At 40.4% G+C, this 17,871-nt stretch carries 11 protein-coding genes; 10 read left to right on the top strand and 1 reads right to left on the bottom strand.

The window, feature by feature from the left end; all coding sequences use genetic code 11:
* Both CA265_08515 and CA265_08520 read left to right on the top strand, forming a co-directional pair.
* A complete protein-coding gene (locus tag CA265_08515; protein ID ARS39688.1) occupies nt 1–1,590 on the top strand; it encodes a Na+/glucose cotransporter in 1,590 nt (529 codons plus the stop codon).
* A gap of 118 nt (nt 1,591–1,708) precedes the next feature.
* On the top strand, nt 1,709–3,874 hold the full coding sequence (locus tag CA265_08520; GenBank protein ID ARS42934.1) for an alpha-rhamnosidase: 2,166 nt from the start codon (nt 1,709–1,711) through the stop codon (nt 3,872–3,874).
* A gap of 280 nt (nt 3,875–4,154) precedes the next feature.
* On the opposite strand, the gene CA265_08525 is transcribed toward CA265_08520, so the two are convergent.
* Nucleotides 4,155–4,928, bottom strand: coding sequence for an IclR family transcriptional regulator (locus CA265_08525; protein ID ARS39689.1), 774 nt, complete (start codon nt 4,926–4,928; stop codon nt 4,155–4,157).
* Between the two features lie 274 nt (nt 4,929–5,202).
* Between CA265_08525 and CA265_08530 the strand changes: the two genes are divergently transcribed.
* The 8 genes from CA265_08530 to CA265_08565 all read left to right on the top strand — a co-directional run bounded on the left by CA265_08530 (nt 5,203) and on the right by CA265_08565 (nt 17,722).
* Nucleotides 5,203–7,962: an alpha-L-rhamnosidase gene (locus CA265_08530; protein ARS39690.1), complete on the top strand. Its 2,760-nt coding sequence runs from the start codon at nt 5,203–5,205 to the stop codon at nt 7,960–7,962.
* Nucleotides 7,959–9,071, top strand: a complete 1,113-nt coding sequence (locus CA265_08535; GenBank protein ARS39691.1) for a glycosylase — start codon at nt 7,959–7,961, stop codon at nt 9,069–9,071. The genes CA265_08530 and CA265_08535 overlap by 4 nt, the downstream gene beginning before the upstream one ends.
* A 166-nt stretch (nt 9,072–9,237) precedes the next feature.
* Nucleotides 9,238–11,646 (top strand): glycoside hydrolase family 2, encoded by a 2,409-nt coding sequence (locus tag CA265_08540; GenBank protein ID ARS42935.1) that lies wholly within the window; start codon nt 9,238–9,240, stop codon nt 11,644–11,646.
* Nucleotides 11,647–11,801: 155 nt separating this feature from the next.
* Nucleotides 11,802–12,962, top strand: coding sequence for an ABC transporter substrate-binding protein (locus CA265_08545; protein ARS39692.1), 1,161 nt, complete (start codon nt 11,802–11,804; stop codon nt 12,960–12,962).
* Nucleotides 12,959–14,110 (top strand): carnitine dehydratase, encoded by a 1,152-nt coding sequence (locus tag CA265_08550; protein ARS39693.1) that lies wholly within the window; start codon nt 12,959–12,961, stop codon nt 14,108–14,110. The genes CA265_08545 and CA265_08550 overlap by 4 nt, the downstream gene beginning before the upstream one ends.
* 138 nt (nt 14,111–14,248) lie before the next feature.
* On the top strand, nt 14,249–15,412 hold the full coding sequence (locus CA265_08555) for a CoA transferase (GenBank protein ARS39694.1): 1,164 nt from the start codon (nt 14,249–14,251) through the stop codon (nt 15,410–15,412).
* Nucleotides 15,405–16,643, top strand: a complete 1,239-nt coding sequence (locus CA265_08560) for an ABC transporter substrate-binding protein (protein ID ARS39695.1) — start codon at nt 15,405–15,407, stop codon at nt 16,641–16,643. Before CA265_08555 ends, CA265_08560 begins: the two co-directional genes overlap by 8 nt.
* Nucleotides 16,640–17,722, top strand: coding sequence for an oxidoreductase (locus tag CA265_08565; GenBank protein ID ARS39696.1), 1,083 nt, complete (start codon nt 16,640–16,642; stop codon nt 17,720–17,722). Before CA265_08560 ends, CA265_08565 begins: the two co-directional genes overlap by 4 nt.
* Nucleotides 17,723–17,871: the final 149 nt, after the last annotated feature.

Below are 17,871 nucleotides of genomic sequence, written 5' to 3' on the forward strand. Positions count from 1 at the left end.
ATGGGAAACATTGTAGAACGTTTAACCAGTTTAGATTATTTCATTGTAATCGCGTACCTCATTGTGCTGATGATCATTGGGTATCGGGCCAGTTTTTCCAAAAAGAAAAACGATGATGAAACCTTATTTCTGGCCAATAAATCTTTAAACTGGAGCAGCATCGGCTTCAATATGTGGGGAACAAATGTAGGCCCGTCCATGTTGCTGGCCTTTGCAAGCATTGGTTATAGCACCGGGATAGTGGCGGTCAACTTCGATTGGTATGCTTTTATATTTTTATTCTTACTCGCCATTGTTTTTGCGCCAAAATACCTTGCTGCCAAAGTAAGTACCATGCCTGAGTTTATGGGTAACCGTTATGGCGATTCGACCCAAAATATCCTGGCCTGGTATGCATTAGTTAAGATTTTAATTTCATGGTTATCGCTGGGCTTATTTGCAGGGGGCTTTTTGGTTCGCCAGATTTTAGGTATCCCGATGTGGCAATCGGTTACGGTGTTGGTGGCCTTTGCCGGACTGTTCACCTTTTTCGGCGGATTAAAAGCCATTGCCAAAGTGAATGTTTTTCAGATGATTTTACTCATTGCCGTTTCGCTTTCATTAATGCTTTTAGGCTTAAATAAAGTTGGAGGAATTTCTGCTTTATATGAAAAAACGCCACATCATTTCTGGAATCTGGTACAACCCGCCAGCGACCCGAAATACCCGTGGTATGCCATATTATTGGGTTATCCTGTTGCAGCTGTAGCCTTTTTCTGTACCGACCAGTCGATGGTGCAATCCGTTTTAGGCGCTAAGGATTTAAAACAGGGACAATTGGGCGTGAGTTTTATTGGCTGGCTAAAAATCCTTTCCCTACCGCTGTTTATTGGTACCGGGATACTTTGTTATGTGCTTTTTCCTGGTTTAAAGGATCCGAACGAAGCTTACATGACTATGGTAACCAATTTATTTCCTCCGGGTATGAATGGTTTGGTCATTGTGGTATTGATTGCTGTTTTGGTGGGCACCATCGGATCTTCTTTAAACTCCCTCAGCACCGTTTTTACCATGGATATTTATGTCAAAAAAATCAACCCACAGGCCAGTAACAAGCAGATTATCCGCATTGGCCGCTGGGCAGTTGTGGCAGGTTGTATCTTTGCCGTGATAGTGGTTTTGGCCATCGATAGTATTAAAGGGTTAAACCTGTTCGACGTTTTTCAATCAGTTTTGGGCTTTATAGCGCCACCGCTATCTGTTGTATTCTTACTAACCGTTTTCTGGAAAAGAACCACTAGAAAAGCGGTCAATTTTACACTATCAATCGGTTCCATACTCAGTTTAGGCGTTGGGGTAACATACCTCTGGATTTTACCTTCAGATCAATATACCTTTTGGCCGCACTACCTGATGCTCTCGTTTTTCATTTTTGCCGGACTGCTGATCATCGCGATTTTGATTTCTTTATTGGACAGATCGCCAAGCATTTATACGGTTAATGAGGAGCATCAGGCCAATATCGAAAAACCCGATAGAACAGTATGGATTTCGTGGATTGCACTAGCCGTCGTAATGATCGCACTTTATATTTTCTTTAATGGGCATTAAAAATAGAAATTCGTCATTTCGACTGAAGCATCGTGGAACGGAGAAATCTATGAAATTATAATTACTAATAGATTTCTCCACTACGGTCGAAATGACGTTAATTGAAGAACTAAACAATATGAAAAACTTAAAAAAAATAATTCTACTGGTAATTTTCACTTGTTTGATAGCACCAGCTTTTGCTCAAAAAGCCTCCTGGATCTGGTATCCTGGTGATTTCGATATCTACATGAGCAACGTAATGCAAAACCGCAGAACCGAAAGAGGCTCTTTCTTTCCGGTGTTCTGGAAAATGGATAGCCATTATGTTTTGGTCGATTTTCATAAAGAATTTAATCTTACAGAAGCAGAAAATGTAAAGCTATTTGTAGAAGGAACTTACAATGTTAAAATCGATGGTCAGGCCATTGCTGGCTTTCCAAAAAGCATACAAATCCCTGCCGGAAAGCATAAACTGAGCTTAAAAGTTTACAACCAGGCTAATGTTCCGGCCATTTTTGTTCAAGGCAAAACGGTCGTTTCGGATGAAACCTGGCTAACGACTTTTGAAGATAAAGAATGGATTGACGCCAGCGGAAAAACCTCCGATAAGTCGGGAACGACCTTTGTTTCGGCGGGTTCATGGAATTTAAGCGACCCAAGCAAATTGCCATCAGCTTTTAAATTGCCAACGGTAGCGCATTTAGCGGTTAAAAAAGAAAAAATAAATAATGGTTATGTTGCTGATTTTGGAAAGGAAACTTTCGGTTTTATCAAAGTTCATGGCTTAAAAGGAAAGGGGAGATTAAGTTTATATTATGGTGAATCAAAAGAAGAAGCTTTATCGGCCGATAAATGCGAAACCTTAGATTATCTGGATATTGATTTAGTCCGGAAAAAAGATTCCATTATGCCACTTTCTAAAGCATTCAGATATGTGAATTTTCAACCTGAAAATGGTGTTTCGGCAGATTCTATCTCCATGTTATATGAATACGCACCGGTAACAGTGCGTGGAAGTTTTAAATCTTCGGATAACGAACTCAACAAAATCTACGATGTAGCCAAATATACTTTTCACTTAAATACCCGTGAGTTTTTTATCGATGGAATAAAACGCGATCGGTGGGTGTGGAGTGGCGATGCCTATCAAAGTTATTTAATGAACTATTATTCCTTTTTTGATGCGCCAACTGTAAAACGCACTTTACTGGCTCAGCGTGGCAAAGATCCGGTAACGGCACACATCAATACCATTATGGATTATTCTTTCTATTGGTTTTTAGGAATTTACGATTATTACAAATTTACAGGCGACCAAAAATTTGTGCAGGATATTTATCCAAGAATGCAATCATTAATGACTTACATCGATGGTAGAAAGAATAAAAACGGCTTATTAGAATGGATGCCGGGTGACTGGATTTTTATCGATTGGGCAGATAAACTGAGCAAAGATGGCGAAGTGAGTTTCGAACAGCTTTTATACGCACGAAGTTTGGAAACGATGGCTTTATGTGCCAAACTGGCCAATGATACCGAAGGTATTGCAAAATACGATAAGCAGGCAAAAGAACTGAAAAACAAGATTTTCGAGCTTTACTGGAACCAGAACAAAAGCGCTTTGGTGCATAGCCGCGTTGACGATAAACAAACAGAAAATGTAACCCGATATGCCAATATGTTCGGCATTTTCTTCGATTATTTTACGCCTGAACAAAAACTGGCTGTTAAAAAGAATGTATTGCTTAACGATCAGATCGCTAAAATCACCACGCCTTATATGCGTTTTTACGAGCTGGAAGCATTATGTGCCATGGGTGAGCAACCTTACGTGTTAAAAGAAATGAAAAATTATTGGGGTGGCATGTTAAAATTAGGTGCAACTTCTTTTTGGGAAGAATACAACCCTGATAAAAAGGGAGCAGAACATTTAGCGATGTACGGCAGACCCTTTGGAAAAAGCCTTTGCCATGCCTGGGGTGCCAGTCCGATTTATTTGCTTGGAAAATATTATTTAGGGGTACAACCTACCAGTCCGGGTTACGAAAACTACACGATCGAACCCAATTTAGGTGGTTTGGAGTGGATGGAAGGTAAAGTACCCACAGCAAATGGTGATATTTCAGTGTACTGTAATAAGAAAGAAATCAGGGTGAGTTCTGCAACAGGTACAGGAAAACTGAGAATCAAAAGTAAAAGCAAACCAGTTGTAAAAGATGCAGAAGTTAGAGAGTTGTCGAAAGGCTTATACGAAGTTACGATAGAAAAGGGAAAAGATTATAGTGTTAAGTATTCGGGGTAGTCTCATCATTTCCGCTAACGCTCGTTTCAAACGAGCGTTGCGCAGCTCATATTTTCAAAACGATACAATCATCGTAAAGCTATTTATGCAGTAGGTTCGCGTTAAGGATTGTAAGGGTTCAGTACCGATCTTTATCGGTACCGCAGCGAAGCGGAGCCCTGCAAAGCCTGACCCTTTCCCGTATTTCACGGGATTGGGGAATGCCCAAATCAGTTGGCAATTGCAGTTGGCAGTTATATTAACTATTAGAAAGTCAAAGCCCACTCTAGGGGGTTGGGGGTTAAACCCCAATCCTTTGCTCTATCTTTTTAACACACTTGTAAGCTTCGGCGAGGATGACATCATTTGCAATCGTCTGATCTACATTTAGCGCATTTAACATCGAAATGGTTAAACAGGCAATAATACCATTATTGCCTTCGATACCAATGGGCACTGAAATATCAGTTACACCAGAAACCGAATCACTATTTTTAAAATAAGAGCCCGTTTGCTGGATATCGGTTAAAGAACTTAAGAAATCTTCCTGTTGAGGTTTGGCATATTTCTTAAAAATGGCATTATTTTTTAAGGTAGTGTTACGCTCGGCCTCGGGCATATAAGCCAGTAAAACCTTACCTGATGCGGTTAATGGCAAAGGAAATAAGTTTCCTTCTTCGATAGAAAGCGCAATTGGTCCTGGACTTTTGGCATGGATAATCACCATTACCTGATTCATGTATAAAATACTCAAATGGCACGACTGGCGGATGCTATTGGCCAACTCTTCCAGTGGAAACTGCGCAGCCTTACGTAACTCATCAATAGGTGAGTGCCGGTGTGAAAGGTAAAAAAGCTTTAGCGACAGCCTGTATTTACCCGAAACCTCATCGCGTAAAATATAACCGCGACTTTCCAAACTCATCAACATCCTGTAAATTTCGTTTGGGGTTTTCTCAATACCTATGGCAATTTCAGTCTGAGACAATGGGATCGATTGCGCTGATAAATACTCCAATATATCTAGTCCTTTATCCAATGCAGGGGCCTGGTACTTCGATTCTTTTTCGTTCATACGGGTTTAAATTTGGCTGTAGCGTATTTTTTACAATTTCAAACATACAAAATGCTTTCTTATTTATACAAGAGAAGATTTTGTATAATTTAAATACGAATATATGTTTTCATATTTAAAAAAAACATTTATATTTGAATTAGAGATAGCAATTTAAAGTTAAGGAATTTAAAAGGCTTAATTCAAAAGAATTGAGAATTTATTTCTGAAGAAATTATATCGCTGATAACCATTTATAAACCTAAGCAAACACCGAAATGGTGTACAACAATTGATGAGTAAACTCGTAATCTTTTCTTGGCTTTATCTGTTAAGTATTCCGCTTTTTGCGCAGGATATTAAGGTTGCTCAATTGGATTGCGAATACCGGAATAATCCGATTGGAATTGATGTGTTATCACCAGGTTTAAGCTGGAAACTGCAGTCATCAAAACACAATGTGATGCAGGTAGCCTATCAGATTTTGGTTTCGGGCAGTCAAAGCAATTTAGATAAAAACATTGGCGAGGTTTGGGATAGTAAAAAGGTGATTTCAAGTCAATCCATTCAGGTAGCTTATAAGGGAATTAAGCTGTTATCAACCAAAACTTATTATTGGAAAGTCCGTGTGTGGGATAATTCAGGAAAGCCGTCTGCCTGGAGCACCTCAGCATTTTGGCAAATGGGATTACTTTATTCCGATGACTGGAAAGGGGCAAAATGGATTGCTTATGAAAAGCTGGCCGATTCGAATGTAAACAGCTTGCCAACGGATGATAAAAAAGACAAATACAATGAGAATAACGTCTTACCGATGTTCCGCAAGGGTTTTAAGGTAACGAAGACTGTTAAGAAAGCCACGGCTTTTATTTCTGGTTTAGGCCATTTTGAAATGAGTTTAAACGGATCGAAGGTTGGAGACGATTTTCTGGCGCCCGGCTGGACAAAATACGATAAAGAGGCTTTATACCTTACCTATGATTTAACCAGACAACTTAAAAAAGGTGAAAATGCCATTGGTGTGATGCTGGGTAACGGTTTCTATTATATTCCGCCGGTTAAAGAACGCTATAGAAAATTAAAAGTAGCTTATGGTTATCCGAAAATGATCTGCAGGTTACTGATCGAATACAACGATGGTACTTCAGCCAATATCATCAGTAACCAGGACTGGAAAACTGCACCATCACCAATTACTTTTTCGAGTATTTATGGTGGTGAAGATTATAATGCCAATCTCGAGCAAAAAGGCTGGAATTTAGCTGGTTTTGACGATACAAAATGGAAATCTGCCTTATGGGTTGATGGACCGAAACTAAATGCACAGAAAGAAGAACCCATCAAGGTTTTTGAAAATTTTACTGCGCAAAATGTTACTTCGGTAGCCAATAACGAGTGGGTTTACGATATGGGGCAAAATTCATCGGCGATTATCGAATTAAAAGTCCGCGGTAAAAAAGGCGATACCATTCGCATTAGCCCAGCTGAGTTATTAAAAACAGATGGTACGGTAACGCAAAAAAATATCGGAGGTCCATCTTATTTTACTTACATATTAAAAGGAGCGGGTTTAGAAATCTGGCGACCGAAATTCTTTTATACCGGATTTCGTTATTTGCAGGTTAAAGGTGGCGTTCCAGTGGGTAAAGAAAATGCATCGGGTAAAGCCGTAATCGAAGATTTAAAAGCCTTACACATTAGGAATGCAGCAGCGCAAGTGGGGAAATTCACTTCTTCAAATGAATTGTTTAATAAAACCTTCAATCTGATCGATTGGGCCATTAAAAGCAATATGGTAAGTGTTTTTACCGATTGTCCGCACCGCGAAAAATTGGGTTGGCTGGAAGAATTACACTTAATGGGAAGTTCTGTACGGTACAATTACAAGGCTGCGCCCTTGTTTAAAAAAGCTTTGCAGGATATGAAAAACTCACAATTGGCCAATGGTTTGATCCCTGAAATTTCACCAGAATATGTAAAATTCGAATGGGGCGGCGATATGTTCCGCGATTCGCCAGAATGGGGAAGTAGTGGGATTTTGATGCCTTGGTATTTATATCAATGGTATGGCGATAAGCAGGCAATGATTGATTATTACCCGATGATGCAGCGGTACATAAATTATCTTGGCACTAAGGCTAATGGTCACATCCTGTCGCAGGGTTTAGGCGATTGGTACGATTTAGGCCCGAAACCGCCAGGTGTTTCTCAATTAACCCCGATGGGCGTTACCGCAACGGCAATTTATTACTACGATTTAAATATCCTCGAAAAAATGGCCGCGCTTTTAGGTAAAAAAGCAGATGCAATGGCCTATGCAAAACTTGCTGCTGAAGTCAGAAGTGCTTTCAATAGTAAATTTTTCGATGCCAAAACAAAGCAATATGCAACGGGTTCACAAGCAGCGAATGCAATGGCCGTATATATGGGCCTGGTGGAAGAAAAAGATAAAAATGCGGTAATCGATAACCTGGTTAAAGATATCAGAGATCGTAAAAACAGTTTAACCGCTGGTGATATTGGCTATCGTTACGTTCTGCGTGTTTTAGAAGACGCCGGAAAATCGGATGTGATTTTTGATATGAACAGCCGTTCTGACGTACCTGGTTATGGGATGCAGCTAGCCAAAGGTGCAACAGCCTTAACCGAATCGTGGGCCGCCTTGCCAACGGTATCCAACAATCATTTTATGCTGGGGCACTTAATGGAATGGCTTTACAGCGGCATTGGTGGTATTCGACAGGAAGAAAATGCCGTTGCCTTTAAGCACATTAAAATCGAACCTGAAGTGATTGGCGATTTAACTTCTGCTGATGTAAGTTACGATGCTCCGTATGGCAAAATTTCTACAAAGTGGATCAAAACCGACAAAAGTTTTACTTTAGAAATCAATATTCCTGTAAATACAAAAGCGACAGTTTATTTCCCTGTTTTACCGAAATATGATATCTCGGAAGCATATAATTCATCGTTTGCAGATGCAGGAACAGAAAATGGAAAAACCAAATTGGCTATCGGGTCAGGTTATTATAAATTTAATTTAACGTACAAATGAAAAAGGTAATCCTCGCATTGTTTCTTTTTGTTAGTGCATTTAAATTGAATGCCCAAAGCACTAATCCTGTTTCAGCAGAAACCATGGAAAAGATTTACCAGGAAGTGAAAACTCCTTATAAATATGGCCTGGTAATGGTGCCAGCAGATAAAGACCATAAAATGGATTGCCCGACTATATTTAGAAAGGGTAAGTATTGGTACATGACTTATCTGATTTTTAGCGGTCGCGGTTACGAAACCTGGCTGGCGAAGAGTAAAGATTTATTGCATTGGGAGAATCAAGGTAAGCTGATGTCGTTTGGTGATGCAGGTCATTGGGACGATAACCAAAAAGCAGGTTATAATGCATTGCTGGATACCAGATGGGGTGGAAATTACGGTGTAAAGCCATTTGATGGTAAATACTGGATGTCGTATTTCGGTGGTAAAGAAAAAGGTTATGAAGTAGAGCCCTTGTCAATCGGCATGGCTTATACAAGCAAAGATCCATCAATAGTTCAGGAGTGGAGCCGCCTGGATAAACCCGTTTTAACATCAGGCGATGCAGATGTACGCTGGTGGGAAAACCGCAACAAACTTTTTAAAAGCACCGTAATTGAAGATAAACAAAAACTTACCGGACATGCATTTGTGATGTACTATAATGCTGTTGGCGATTCACTATTGAACAATAAAAAAACACGCTGGTATGAACGGATTGGTATGGCCGTTTCTGATGATATGGTTCACTGGCAACGGTTCAATAAAAACCCGGTCGTTCATCATCCTGTTGGCATTACCGGCGATGCTGTCATCCAAAAGGTTAACGGAACCTGGGTAATGTTTTACTTCGGCGCCTTCTGGCAAGATAGAAAGGGTTCATTTAATCGCTTTGTAGCTTCGAATGACCTGGTCAACTGGACTGACTGGACAGGCGAAAACCTGATTGAATCATCAGAAAAATATGATGAATTATATGCACATAAATCTTTCGTTTTGAAGTATAAAGGCACGGTGTATCATTTTTACTGCGCGGTAAATAAACAAGACCAACGCGGAATTGCGGTAGCCACTTCAAAAGATTTAGGTAAGAGCACATTAAATTTTGTAAGCGAAAAGAAGAATTAGAATGAAGATAACTCAATTTACATATCAGATTTTTGTGCTGACGATTTTAGCTGGTTTTGCAGGATTTCAATGCGCGGCTTTAAATTCCGTCATTTCGACTGTAGCGCAGTGGAATGGAGAAATCTATAAGAATCGTTTGAATATAGATTTCTCCACTACGGTCGAAATGACGACCGTTTCTACTTCACGCACCAGAATTAGCTTCAATAAAGATTGGAAATTCTTTTTAGGTGATGAACCAAATGCGAAATCTCCAGCCTATAATGATATTAAATGGAGAAAACTCACCTTACCACACGATTGGAGCATTGAAGGTAAATTTGATGAGAAAAATCCGGCCAAACCAGAGGGTGGAGGTTTACCTACCGGCATAGGCTGGTACAGGAAGGAATTTATAGCACCAGCTAATTTTAAGAATAGAATAATCAACATCGAATTTGATGGCGTATATAAAAACAGTGAGGTTTGGATCAATGGCCATTACCTGGGCAAAAGGCCTTATGGCTACAGCTCCTTTTCTTATGAGATCAGCAAATTTTTAAAGCCTGGAAAAAACAGTATTGCAGTTAAGGTTGATAATTCAGCACAGCCCGATTCACGTTGGTATTCTGGCTCGGGGATTTATAGAAATGTATGGTTAACCTCAGCGGCTGCCGTTTCGGTAAAACGTAATGGTGTTTTTGTGAAAACTACTATAATTAGCGGCGATAAAGGTCAGAGCGTTGAAAACCGGATTTTATCTCCTGGTGAAAGTATGGCATCAATTGCTGTTGATATCGAACTCGAAAATAAATTCAACACAAAAGGTACTTATAAAATCCTGACCACCATTTTCGATGATAAGGGAACAAAACTTCAGCAAAAGCAATGGCCGATGGCGGTTGATCAAAATGCATTGAAGTTAGTTACCAATGGTTTGAGTATTGCAAATCCAAAGTTGTGGTCGGTTGAGCAACCCGTGATGTACAAACTGCTTACAGAGATTATGCAGGCGGATGGAAAAATTATCGACAGTTATACTACGGCATTTGGGATTCGCGATTTTAATTTCGATGCACAAAAAGGCTTTTCTTTAAATGGGAAACCGATGAAAATTTTGGGCGTTTGCCTGCACCACGATTTGGGTGCTTTAGGCGCAGCAGTAAATGTACGTGCCATGGAACGCCAGCTGGAAATCATGAAAGCAATGGGGGTAAATGCCATCCGTACCGCTCATAACCCTCCGGCACCTGAGTTTTTAGATCTATGCGATAAAATGGGGTTCCTCGTAATGGATGAGGCTTTTGATATGTGGGTGAAAAAGAAAAATAAAAACGATTACCACCTGAATTTCCCAGAATGGCACAAAAGCGATTTAGAGGAAATGATTAAACGAGATCGTAACCACCCATCCATTATACTGTGGAGTATTGGAAATGAAATCCGTGAACAGTTCGATAGTACAGGTGTGGCGATTACAAAAGAATTGGTGGGGATTGTTAAAAATCTCGATAAAACACGACCCGTCATTTCGGCGTTGACAGAAACAAAAGCTGAAAAGAATTTTATCTATCAAGCCAATGCACTGGATATTTATGGCCTTAACTACAACCATAAATTATATAAAGATTTTCCTGAAAATTATCCAGGTGTTAAATTCCTGGCAACAGAAACTACTTCAGCTTTAGAAACCAGAGGTTTTTACGATACAGCCGATACCATCCGCCGTTGGCCAAAAGACGGAAAAACCAAGTTTACTGAAGGTAACAGCGAATGGTCAGCATCTGCTTACGATAATGTTTCAGCTTATTGGGGCTCCACACATGAAGAAACCTGGGCAGCCGCTAAAAAATACGATCATGTATCTGGCTTATTCGTTTGGACGGGTTTCGATTATCTGGGCGAACCTTTACCTTATCCATGGCCAGCCAGAAGCTCCTATTTTGGAATAGTTGATTTGGCAGGATTCCCGAAAGATTCATATTACATGTATCAAAGCGAGTGGACCAACAAACCCGTATTGCACATCCTGCCGCATTGGAACTGGAAGCAGGGTAAGTCGGTTGAAGTATGGGCTTATTACAACAATGCCGATGAAGTAGAACTTTATCTGAACGGAAAATCCTTAGGTAAAAGATCAAAACAAGGTGATGACTTACATGTGCTTTGGAAGGTGCCTTTTGAGCCCGGAACTTTAAAAGCAGTATCCCGTAAAAATGGGAAAGAAGTTTTAGTGCGAGAGATGAAAACCGCAGGAGATCCGGCGAAAATTGAATTAATCGCTGATAGAAAAAATATTAAAGCCGATGGCAAGGATTTATCTTTTATCACGGTCCGCATTTTAGATGCGGCAGGGAATGTAGTGCCAAACGCTAATAATCTGGTCGATTTTAAAGTAGATGGTGTTGGTTTTATTGCTGGTGTTGATAATGGATTTCAGGCAAGTATTGAGCCTTTCAAGGCCAATTACCGCAAAGCATTTCATGGTTTATGTTTAGCCATATTGCAATCGACTGAAAAAAGCGGTGAAATCAAACTAACCGCATCATCAGCTGGTTTGGCGTCTTCATCGATCATTATTAAAACGGGTAAATAAAAAAAATAATAAAGGTTTTGTCATTCTGAGGAACGAAGAATCTGCAAGAGATAAGAAACAGGCTCTGCTAAGACAGTAGCTGATGCGTGGGTTGAGGAAAACAGTTAGGGATTCTTCACTGCGTTCAGAATGACAAAAAATAAAGAGAAAATATAGTGGAGAAGACGATTAACTTAAAAGGAATAACCTGGAATCACAGTCGTGGGCTTTTGCCGATGGTGGCAACCGCACAGCGCTTTGCTGAATTGCATCCTAATGTTCACATTACCTGGGAGAAAAGAAGTTTGCAGCAATTTGCCGATTTTTCCATTCAGGAATTGGCAGAACGGTTCGACTTGTTGGTTATCGACCATCCATGGGCAGGTTTTGCCGCTAAAACAAAATCTATTGTGCCTTTGGATGTTTACCTTTCTGATGAATATTTAAAAGACCAGGAAGAAAATGCTGTTGGCCAATCCTACGAGAGTTATTTTTATGATGACCATTTATGGGCTTTGCCAATAGATGCCGCAACACCGGTAGCCGCTTCAAGGCCAGATTTACTTGCCGAAAGAGGATTGCACCTGCCTGAATCTTTTGACGATTTATTGGAACTTGCTGATAGAGGTTTAGTCGCTTTTGCGGGTATTCCGATTGATGTACTAATGAATTTTTACACACTTTGCTGCTCATTCGGCGAAGATCCTTGCCAAAACGATGAAGAAGTGGTTTCGGCAGAAACAGGGGTTAAAGTACTGAAAATGTATCGCGAGCTGGCGGCAAAAATGGATAAAGCCAACTTCAATAGAAACCCCATTCAGGTGTATGAAGCCATGACTTTAAGTGATGAAATAGCTTATTGCCCTTTCGCTTATGGTTATTCAAATTATTCGCGTAACGGTTACGCCCGTAAAACCCTGCATTTTCACGATATGATTAGTTTAGATGGGGAAACCAGGCTGAGAAGCACGCTGGGCGGAACCGGTTTAGCCATCTCTGCCAAATGTGAAGCGCTCGAGGTTGCTGCTAAATATGTAGAATTTGTAGGTTCTCCAGCTTGTCAATCTACATTGTTTTTTGAAAGCGGTGGCCAGCCCGGACATTTAGCAGCCTGGAGAAATGAAGAAGTAAACCGCCAGAGCCATAATTATTTCCTGAATACATTACCAGCTTTGCAAAGGGCATTTCTTCGTCCGCGATACCACGGGTCTATGTATTTTCAAGACCATGCAGGCGACGTTGTTCGCGATTATTTAATGAATGGCGGAGATGAAATTCAGGTGTTAACCGCCCTGAACGCATTATATCAGAAATCTAAAAGTTTAGTATTATCATGAACAGGCCGTTAGAAGGACTTTTGGTTTTAGAGTTTTGCCAATTTTTGGCGGGACCATCGGCTGGATTAAAACTGGCTGATTTGGGTGCCCGTGTGATTAAAATTGAGCGACCAAAAACAGGCGATGCTTGTAGACAACTATCTATTAAAAATCTCTTTGTAGATGAAGATAGTTTGCTTTTTCACACCATAAACCGCAATAAAGAAAGTTATGCTGCCGATTTAAAGAATCCTGAAGATTTAGAGAAATTAAAAAAACTAATCAGTAAGGCCGACGTCATGACGCACAATTTCCGTCCGGGTGTAATGGAAAAAATTGGTCTGGATTACCAAACGGTTCAAAATATTAATCCCAAAATTGTTTATGGTGTAGTAACCGGTTATGGCAATGAAGGACCATGGAAAAACAAACCGGGTCAGGACTTATTGGTTCAATCCGTCTCAGGTCTTACTTTTTTATCAGGAGTTGATGTAGATGGGCCTGTTCCATTTGGTCTTTCCGTTTCTGATATCATGTGTGGAAACCATCTGGTGCAAGGAATAATGGCCGCTTTGATCAAAAGAGCCAAAACCAACAAAAGTGTTTTAGTAGAAGTAAGCTTACTGGAATCAATTTTAGATGTGCAATTTGAGGTATTAACAACCTACCTGAACGATGGCGGGAAATTACCCGATAGAAGCGGAGCAAAGGGAAGTGCGCACGCCTACCTCAGTGCACCTTATGGCATGTACGAAACTGCCGATGGTTATATTGCCATGGCAATGGGCAATCTCCCAAATATCTGCGCAATCATTAATTGCGATATTACTGATCTGTATGTAGAAGCAGGGTCGGCCTTTGAAAACCGTGATCAGTTGATTGTGCGTTTAGCTGCCACTTTTAAAAAGGAAAATACTAAAACCTGGGTCGAATTGTTAGAAAATCACGGAATCTGGTGTGCTGAAGTATTAAATTATCAAAAGGCAACCGCTTTGAGTACTTACAAAAAACTGGATATCGCGCAGGAATTAAACTTAGATGGAGGCAAAACCATCAAGACAACCGTTAGCCCGATCCGTTTGGATAGGGAGAAGTTATTTGCTTCGAAAGCCGCGCCAAAATTGGGGGGAAATACTTCTGATATTAATAAAGAGTTTGAATTGAATTAGAGTGTACGTCACCCTGACCTGAGTTTACGAAAGCTATGCAGTAAATTTATTTCAGGGTATATCTAGCAGGAAAGATGCTGAAATAAATTCAGCATGACGAACATTCTTGTTGAAGTGACGATTTAAAGAAATAAAATTATGAGACCGCTTGAAGATTATTTAGTTATTGATTTCAGCCAGTTTCTTTCTGGTCCTTCGGCAGGCTTGCGCCTGGCCGACATGGGTGCCCGTGTAATCAAAATTGAGCGTTTGGGTGTTGGCGATATCTGCCGCACGCTTTACACTTCGAACCTGATTATGAATGGCGAATCGTCGGTTTTTCATGCCATCAATAGAAATAAAGAGAGCTTTGAAGTTGATTTAAAAAGTGAAGAAGACTGCGAAATGGTCCGCGAGCTGCTAAAAAAAGCAGACGTAATGATTCACAACTTCCGCCCAGGTGTAATGGAACGTTTGGGTTTCGACTATCAATCGGTTACCGCTATAAATCCTAACATTATTTATGGTGAAATTTCTGGTTACGGAACCGCTACCGAATGGAAAAATAAGCCAGGTCAGGATTTGCTTTTACAATCGGTTACCGGCTTAACATCATTAACCGGAAATGCTGATAGTGGTCCTGTTGCCATGGGTTTGTCCATTGTAGATATGCTGGCAGGCGCACATTTAGCCCAAGGACTATTAGCTTGTTTATACCGCAAAGCCATAAAAAATGAGGGTGGATTTGTACAAGTAAGCATGATGGAATCGGCCTACGATTTTCAGTTCGAAACCATTACTACCTTTATGAATGATGGCGGATGTTTACCCGAACGTTCAAAAAAGAATAATGCAAATGCATATTTAGGTGCGCCATATGGTATTTATCAAACAGAAAACGGATATTTAGCCCTGGCAATGGGTTCAATCCCACAGCTGGGCCATTTACTTGATTGTGATAAACTCGAAGATTATGTTGAAGTAACTGAAGCATTTGATAAGCGGGATGAGATTAAAGCGATTTTAGCTGAACACCTTTTATCTGCCACCACCGAAAACTGGCTTTCGATACTGGAACCGGCTGATATTTGGTGTGCTGATGTTTTAAACTGGAATGCACTGATGGCGCACGATGGTTTTAAGGTGTTGAACATGATACAGGAAGTGGAAATGGTGGATGGTTACAAATATGAAACCACCAGATGTCCGATCCGAATTGATGGCGAGTTGCTCACTTCATCAAAAGGTTCGCCTAAATTGGGACAGGATAATGAGCAAATTATCAAAGAATTTATAACACAGCATACCACTGCAAATGCATAACCAGATAGATACTTTCAGAATAGCCGTTCGTAAATTTGCGCCCTTCGAATCTGCCATGCAGAAATTCTGGGATCAATATTGTGCTTTTTCGGGTTGTAAGCTGAAATTGGAAATGGTGGTGATGGATCTGCACGAGCTTTACGATAGTACCATTACCAGAAAAGGTTTGGCCAATGGCGACTTTGATATCGCCCATATCAGTACCGATTGGGTTTTGGAGGGCTACACTGATCAGGATTTTGAAGTTTTAAATCCATACATCAATAAAAATAAACCAGATGATTTTCCGAGGGGCTGGAGCAAGTCGCTGCTCAGTTTACAGCGTTTTGGCTGGGAAATAGTGGGACTGCCTTTTCATGACGGACCTGAATGTTTTATTTACCGAAGGGATCTGTTTGAAAATGAAACTGAAAAAGCCAATTATTTAGCACAATACGGAAAAGCCCTGGAAGTACCCAAAACCTGGGAAGATTTTCATCAGATTGCCAGATTTTTCAATCGCCCGCAGAATAAGCTTTACGGAAGTATCTTCGCATGTTACCCCGACGGCCACAATACCGTTTTCGATTTTTGCCTGCAGCTATGGACCAGGGGCGGAAAATTGGTTGATAAACACGGCCATATCCAGATCAATACACAAGCGGCCATTGATGGGCTTAATTTCTATCGTGCCATGGTTAATGATAAAACCGCTGTTCATCCGAAATCGTCAGAATTTGAATCTGTTGGTGCCGGAATAGCCTTCTCACAAGGTGAAGCAGCAATGATGATCAACTGGTTTGGTTTTGCAGCCATGTGCGAAGTGGATGACAATTCAAAGGTGAAAGGCAAAATCGATGTAGAACGTTTACCATCTGCTCCTGACAAAGAATCTGCTTCATTAAACGTTTACTGGCTTTACACCATTGCAAGTGGCAGTAAAAACAAAGATATCGCCTACGATTTTCTTCGTTTTGCTTTAGCAAAAGAACAGGATAAACAACTCACTTTAGCGGGCGGAATTGGTTGCCGGATTTCGACCTGGAAAGATGAAGAAATTAATAAAATAATCCCATACTACCATAAACTGGAAGCTTTACATGAAGTAGCCAATATGCTGCCTCAGAAAACAAACTGGGCTGCAATAGCGGCAATAATCGATCAGATGGTTTTGCAGGCGATTAATACAGATCAATCTACTGAAGAATTGATCCAGCTTGCGCAGAATCAGATTAATGAAATTGACAAATGAGTATTGAGATCAAATATAAGCCAGACCTACCCGAAACAAAGCAACCTATCATCATTATTGGTGCAGGGGGCATTGTAGGCGATGCACATCTTCCTGCCTATAAAATTGCAGGTTTTGAAGTGCATGGCATTGTAAACAGAACTAAAGAAAGGGCACAGAAATTAGCAGATACCTTTGGTATTCTAAACGTGTATAATTCAGTTGCAGAGGCGGTAAAACTGGCTCCTGCAAATGCCGTTTACGATTTAACCATCATGCCTGAGCAGTACATCGAAACATTAAAGCAGTTGCCTGATGGAAGTGCGGTGTTAATCCAAAAACCAATGGGTGATGATTTTACTCAGGCAAAGGAAATTCTCGAATTATGCCGCGCGAAAAACTTAAAAGCAGCTATAAACTTTCAATTGCGTTTTGCTCCGTTTGTAAGCGCAGCAAAATACCTGATCGATAAAGGATTAATTGGCGAATTATACGATATGGAAGTTCGTGTAACCGTTAAAACACCCTGGGAAATTTTCCCCCATGTGATTATTCACCCGCGGTTAGAAATCCAGTACCATAGCATTCATTATGTAGATTTAATCCGTTCGTTTTTAGGTAATCCGGAAAGTATCCTGGCGAAGACATTAAAACATCCGGCAAAGAATTTATCCTCATCACGTTCTACCATTTTATTCGATTACGGCGATACCATGCATGCGGTAATCAACACCAACCACGACCATGATTTCGGTCCAAATCACCAGGAAAGTTATATTAAATGGGAGGGAACAAAGGGCGCCATTGTAGCTAAAATTGGCTTATTGATGGATTATCCGCATGGTGTCCCCGATGTGTTTGAATATTGCATTGTAGAGGACGGAAAACAAGCAGCATGGCAAACCGTAAAGCTGGAAGGCTCCTGGTTTCCAGAAGCTTTTATCGGTACAATGGCCAATTTGATGCGGTATAATGAAGGATCGGCAGCTATTTTACACACCAGTGTTGAAGATGTCATCCAAACCATGGCCGTTGTAGAAAGTGCTTATCAATCGAGTGATATTGGAGGAGTAAAGGTTAAGGAACAATTAAATAAATAGAACGTCATTGGGAGGTATGGACTGAGTGAGCCAACCTGTGCTGATTTTTATCGGTAAAGCAATCTGTTTTGCAAGAAAGATTGCTTCGTTTCGATGAAAAATCGAAAACTCGCAATGACGGAATTATAGATAAAAAACACAAAATCGTC

This window comes from Sphingobacteriaceae bacterium GW460-11-11-14-LB5 (genome assembly GCA_002151545.1).
Lineage (GTDB): Bacteria > Bacteroidota > Bacteroidia > Sphingobacteriales > Sphingobacteriaceae > Pedobacter.

Coding starts and splice junctions, on each gene's coding strand:
- CA265_08515 (ARS39688.1), top strand. CDS start 1: ATGGGAAACATTGTAGAACGTTTAACCAGTTTAGATTATTTCATTGTA.
- CA265_08520 (ARS42934.1), top strand. CDS start 1,709: ATGAAAAACTTAAAAAAAATAATTCTACTGGTAATTTTCACTTGTTTG.
- CA265_08525 (ARS39689.1), bottom strand. CDS start 4,928: ATGAACGAAAAAGAATCGAAGTACCAGGCCCCTGCATTGGATAAAGGA.
- CA265_08530 (ARS39690.1), top strand. CDS start 5,203: ATGAGTAAACTCGTAATCTTTTCTTGGCTTTATCTGTTAAGTATTCCG.
- CA265_08535 (ARS39691.1), top strand. CDS start 7,959: ATGAAAAAGGTAATCCTCGCATTGTTTCTTTTTGTTAGTGCATTTAAA.
- CA265_08540 (ARS42935.1), top strand. CDS start 9,238: ATGACGACCGTTTCTACTTCACGCACCAGAATTAGCTTCAATAAAGAT.
- CA265_08550 (ARS39693.1), top strand. CDS start 12,959: ATGAACAGGCCGTTAGAAGGACTTTTGGTTTTAGAGTTTTGCCAATTT.
- CA265_08555 (ARS39694.1), top strand. CDS start 14,249: ATGAGACCGCTTGAAGATTATTTAGTTATTGATTTCAGCCAGTTTCTT.
- CA265_08560 (ARS39695.1), top strand. CDS start 15,405: ATGCATAACCAGATAGATACTTTCAGAATAGCCGTTCGTAAATTTGCG.
- CA265_08565 (ARS39696.1), top strand. CDS start 16,640: ATGAGTATTGAGATCAAATATAAGCCAGACCTACCCGAAACAAAGCAA.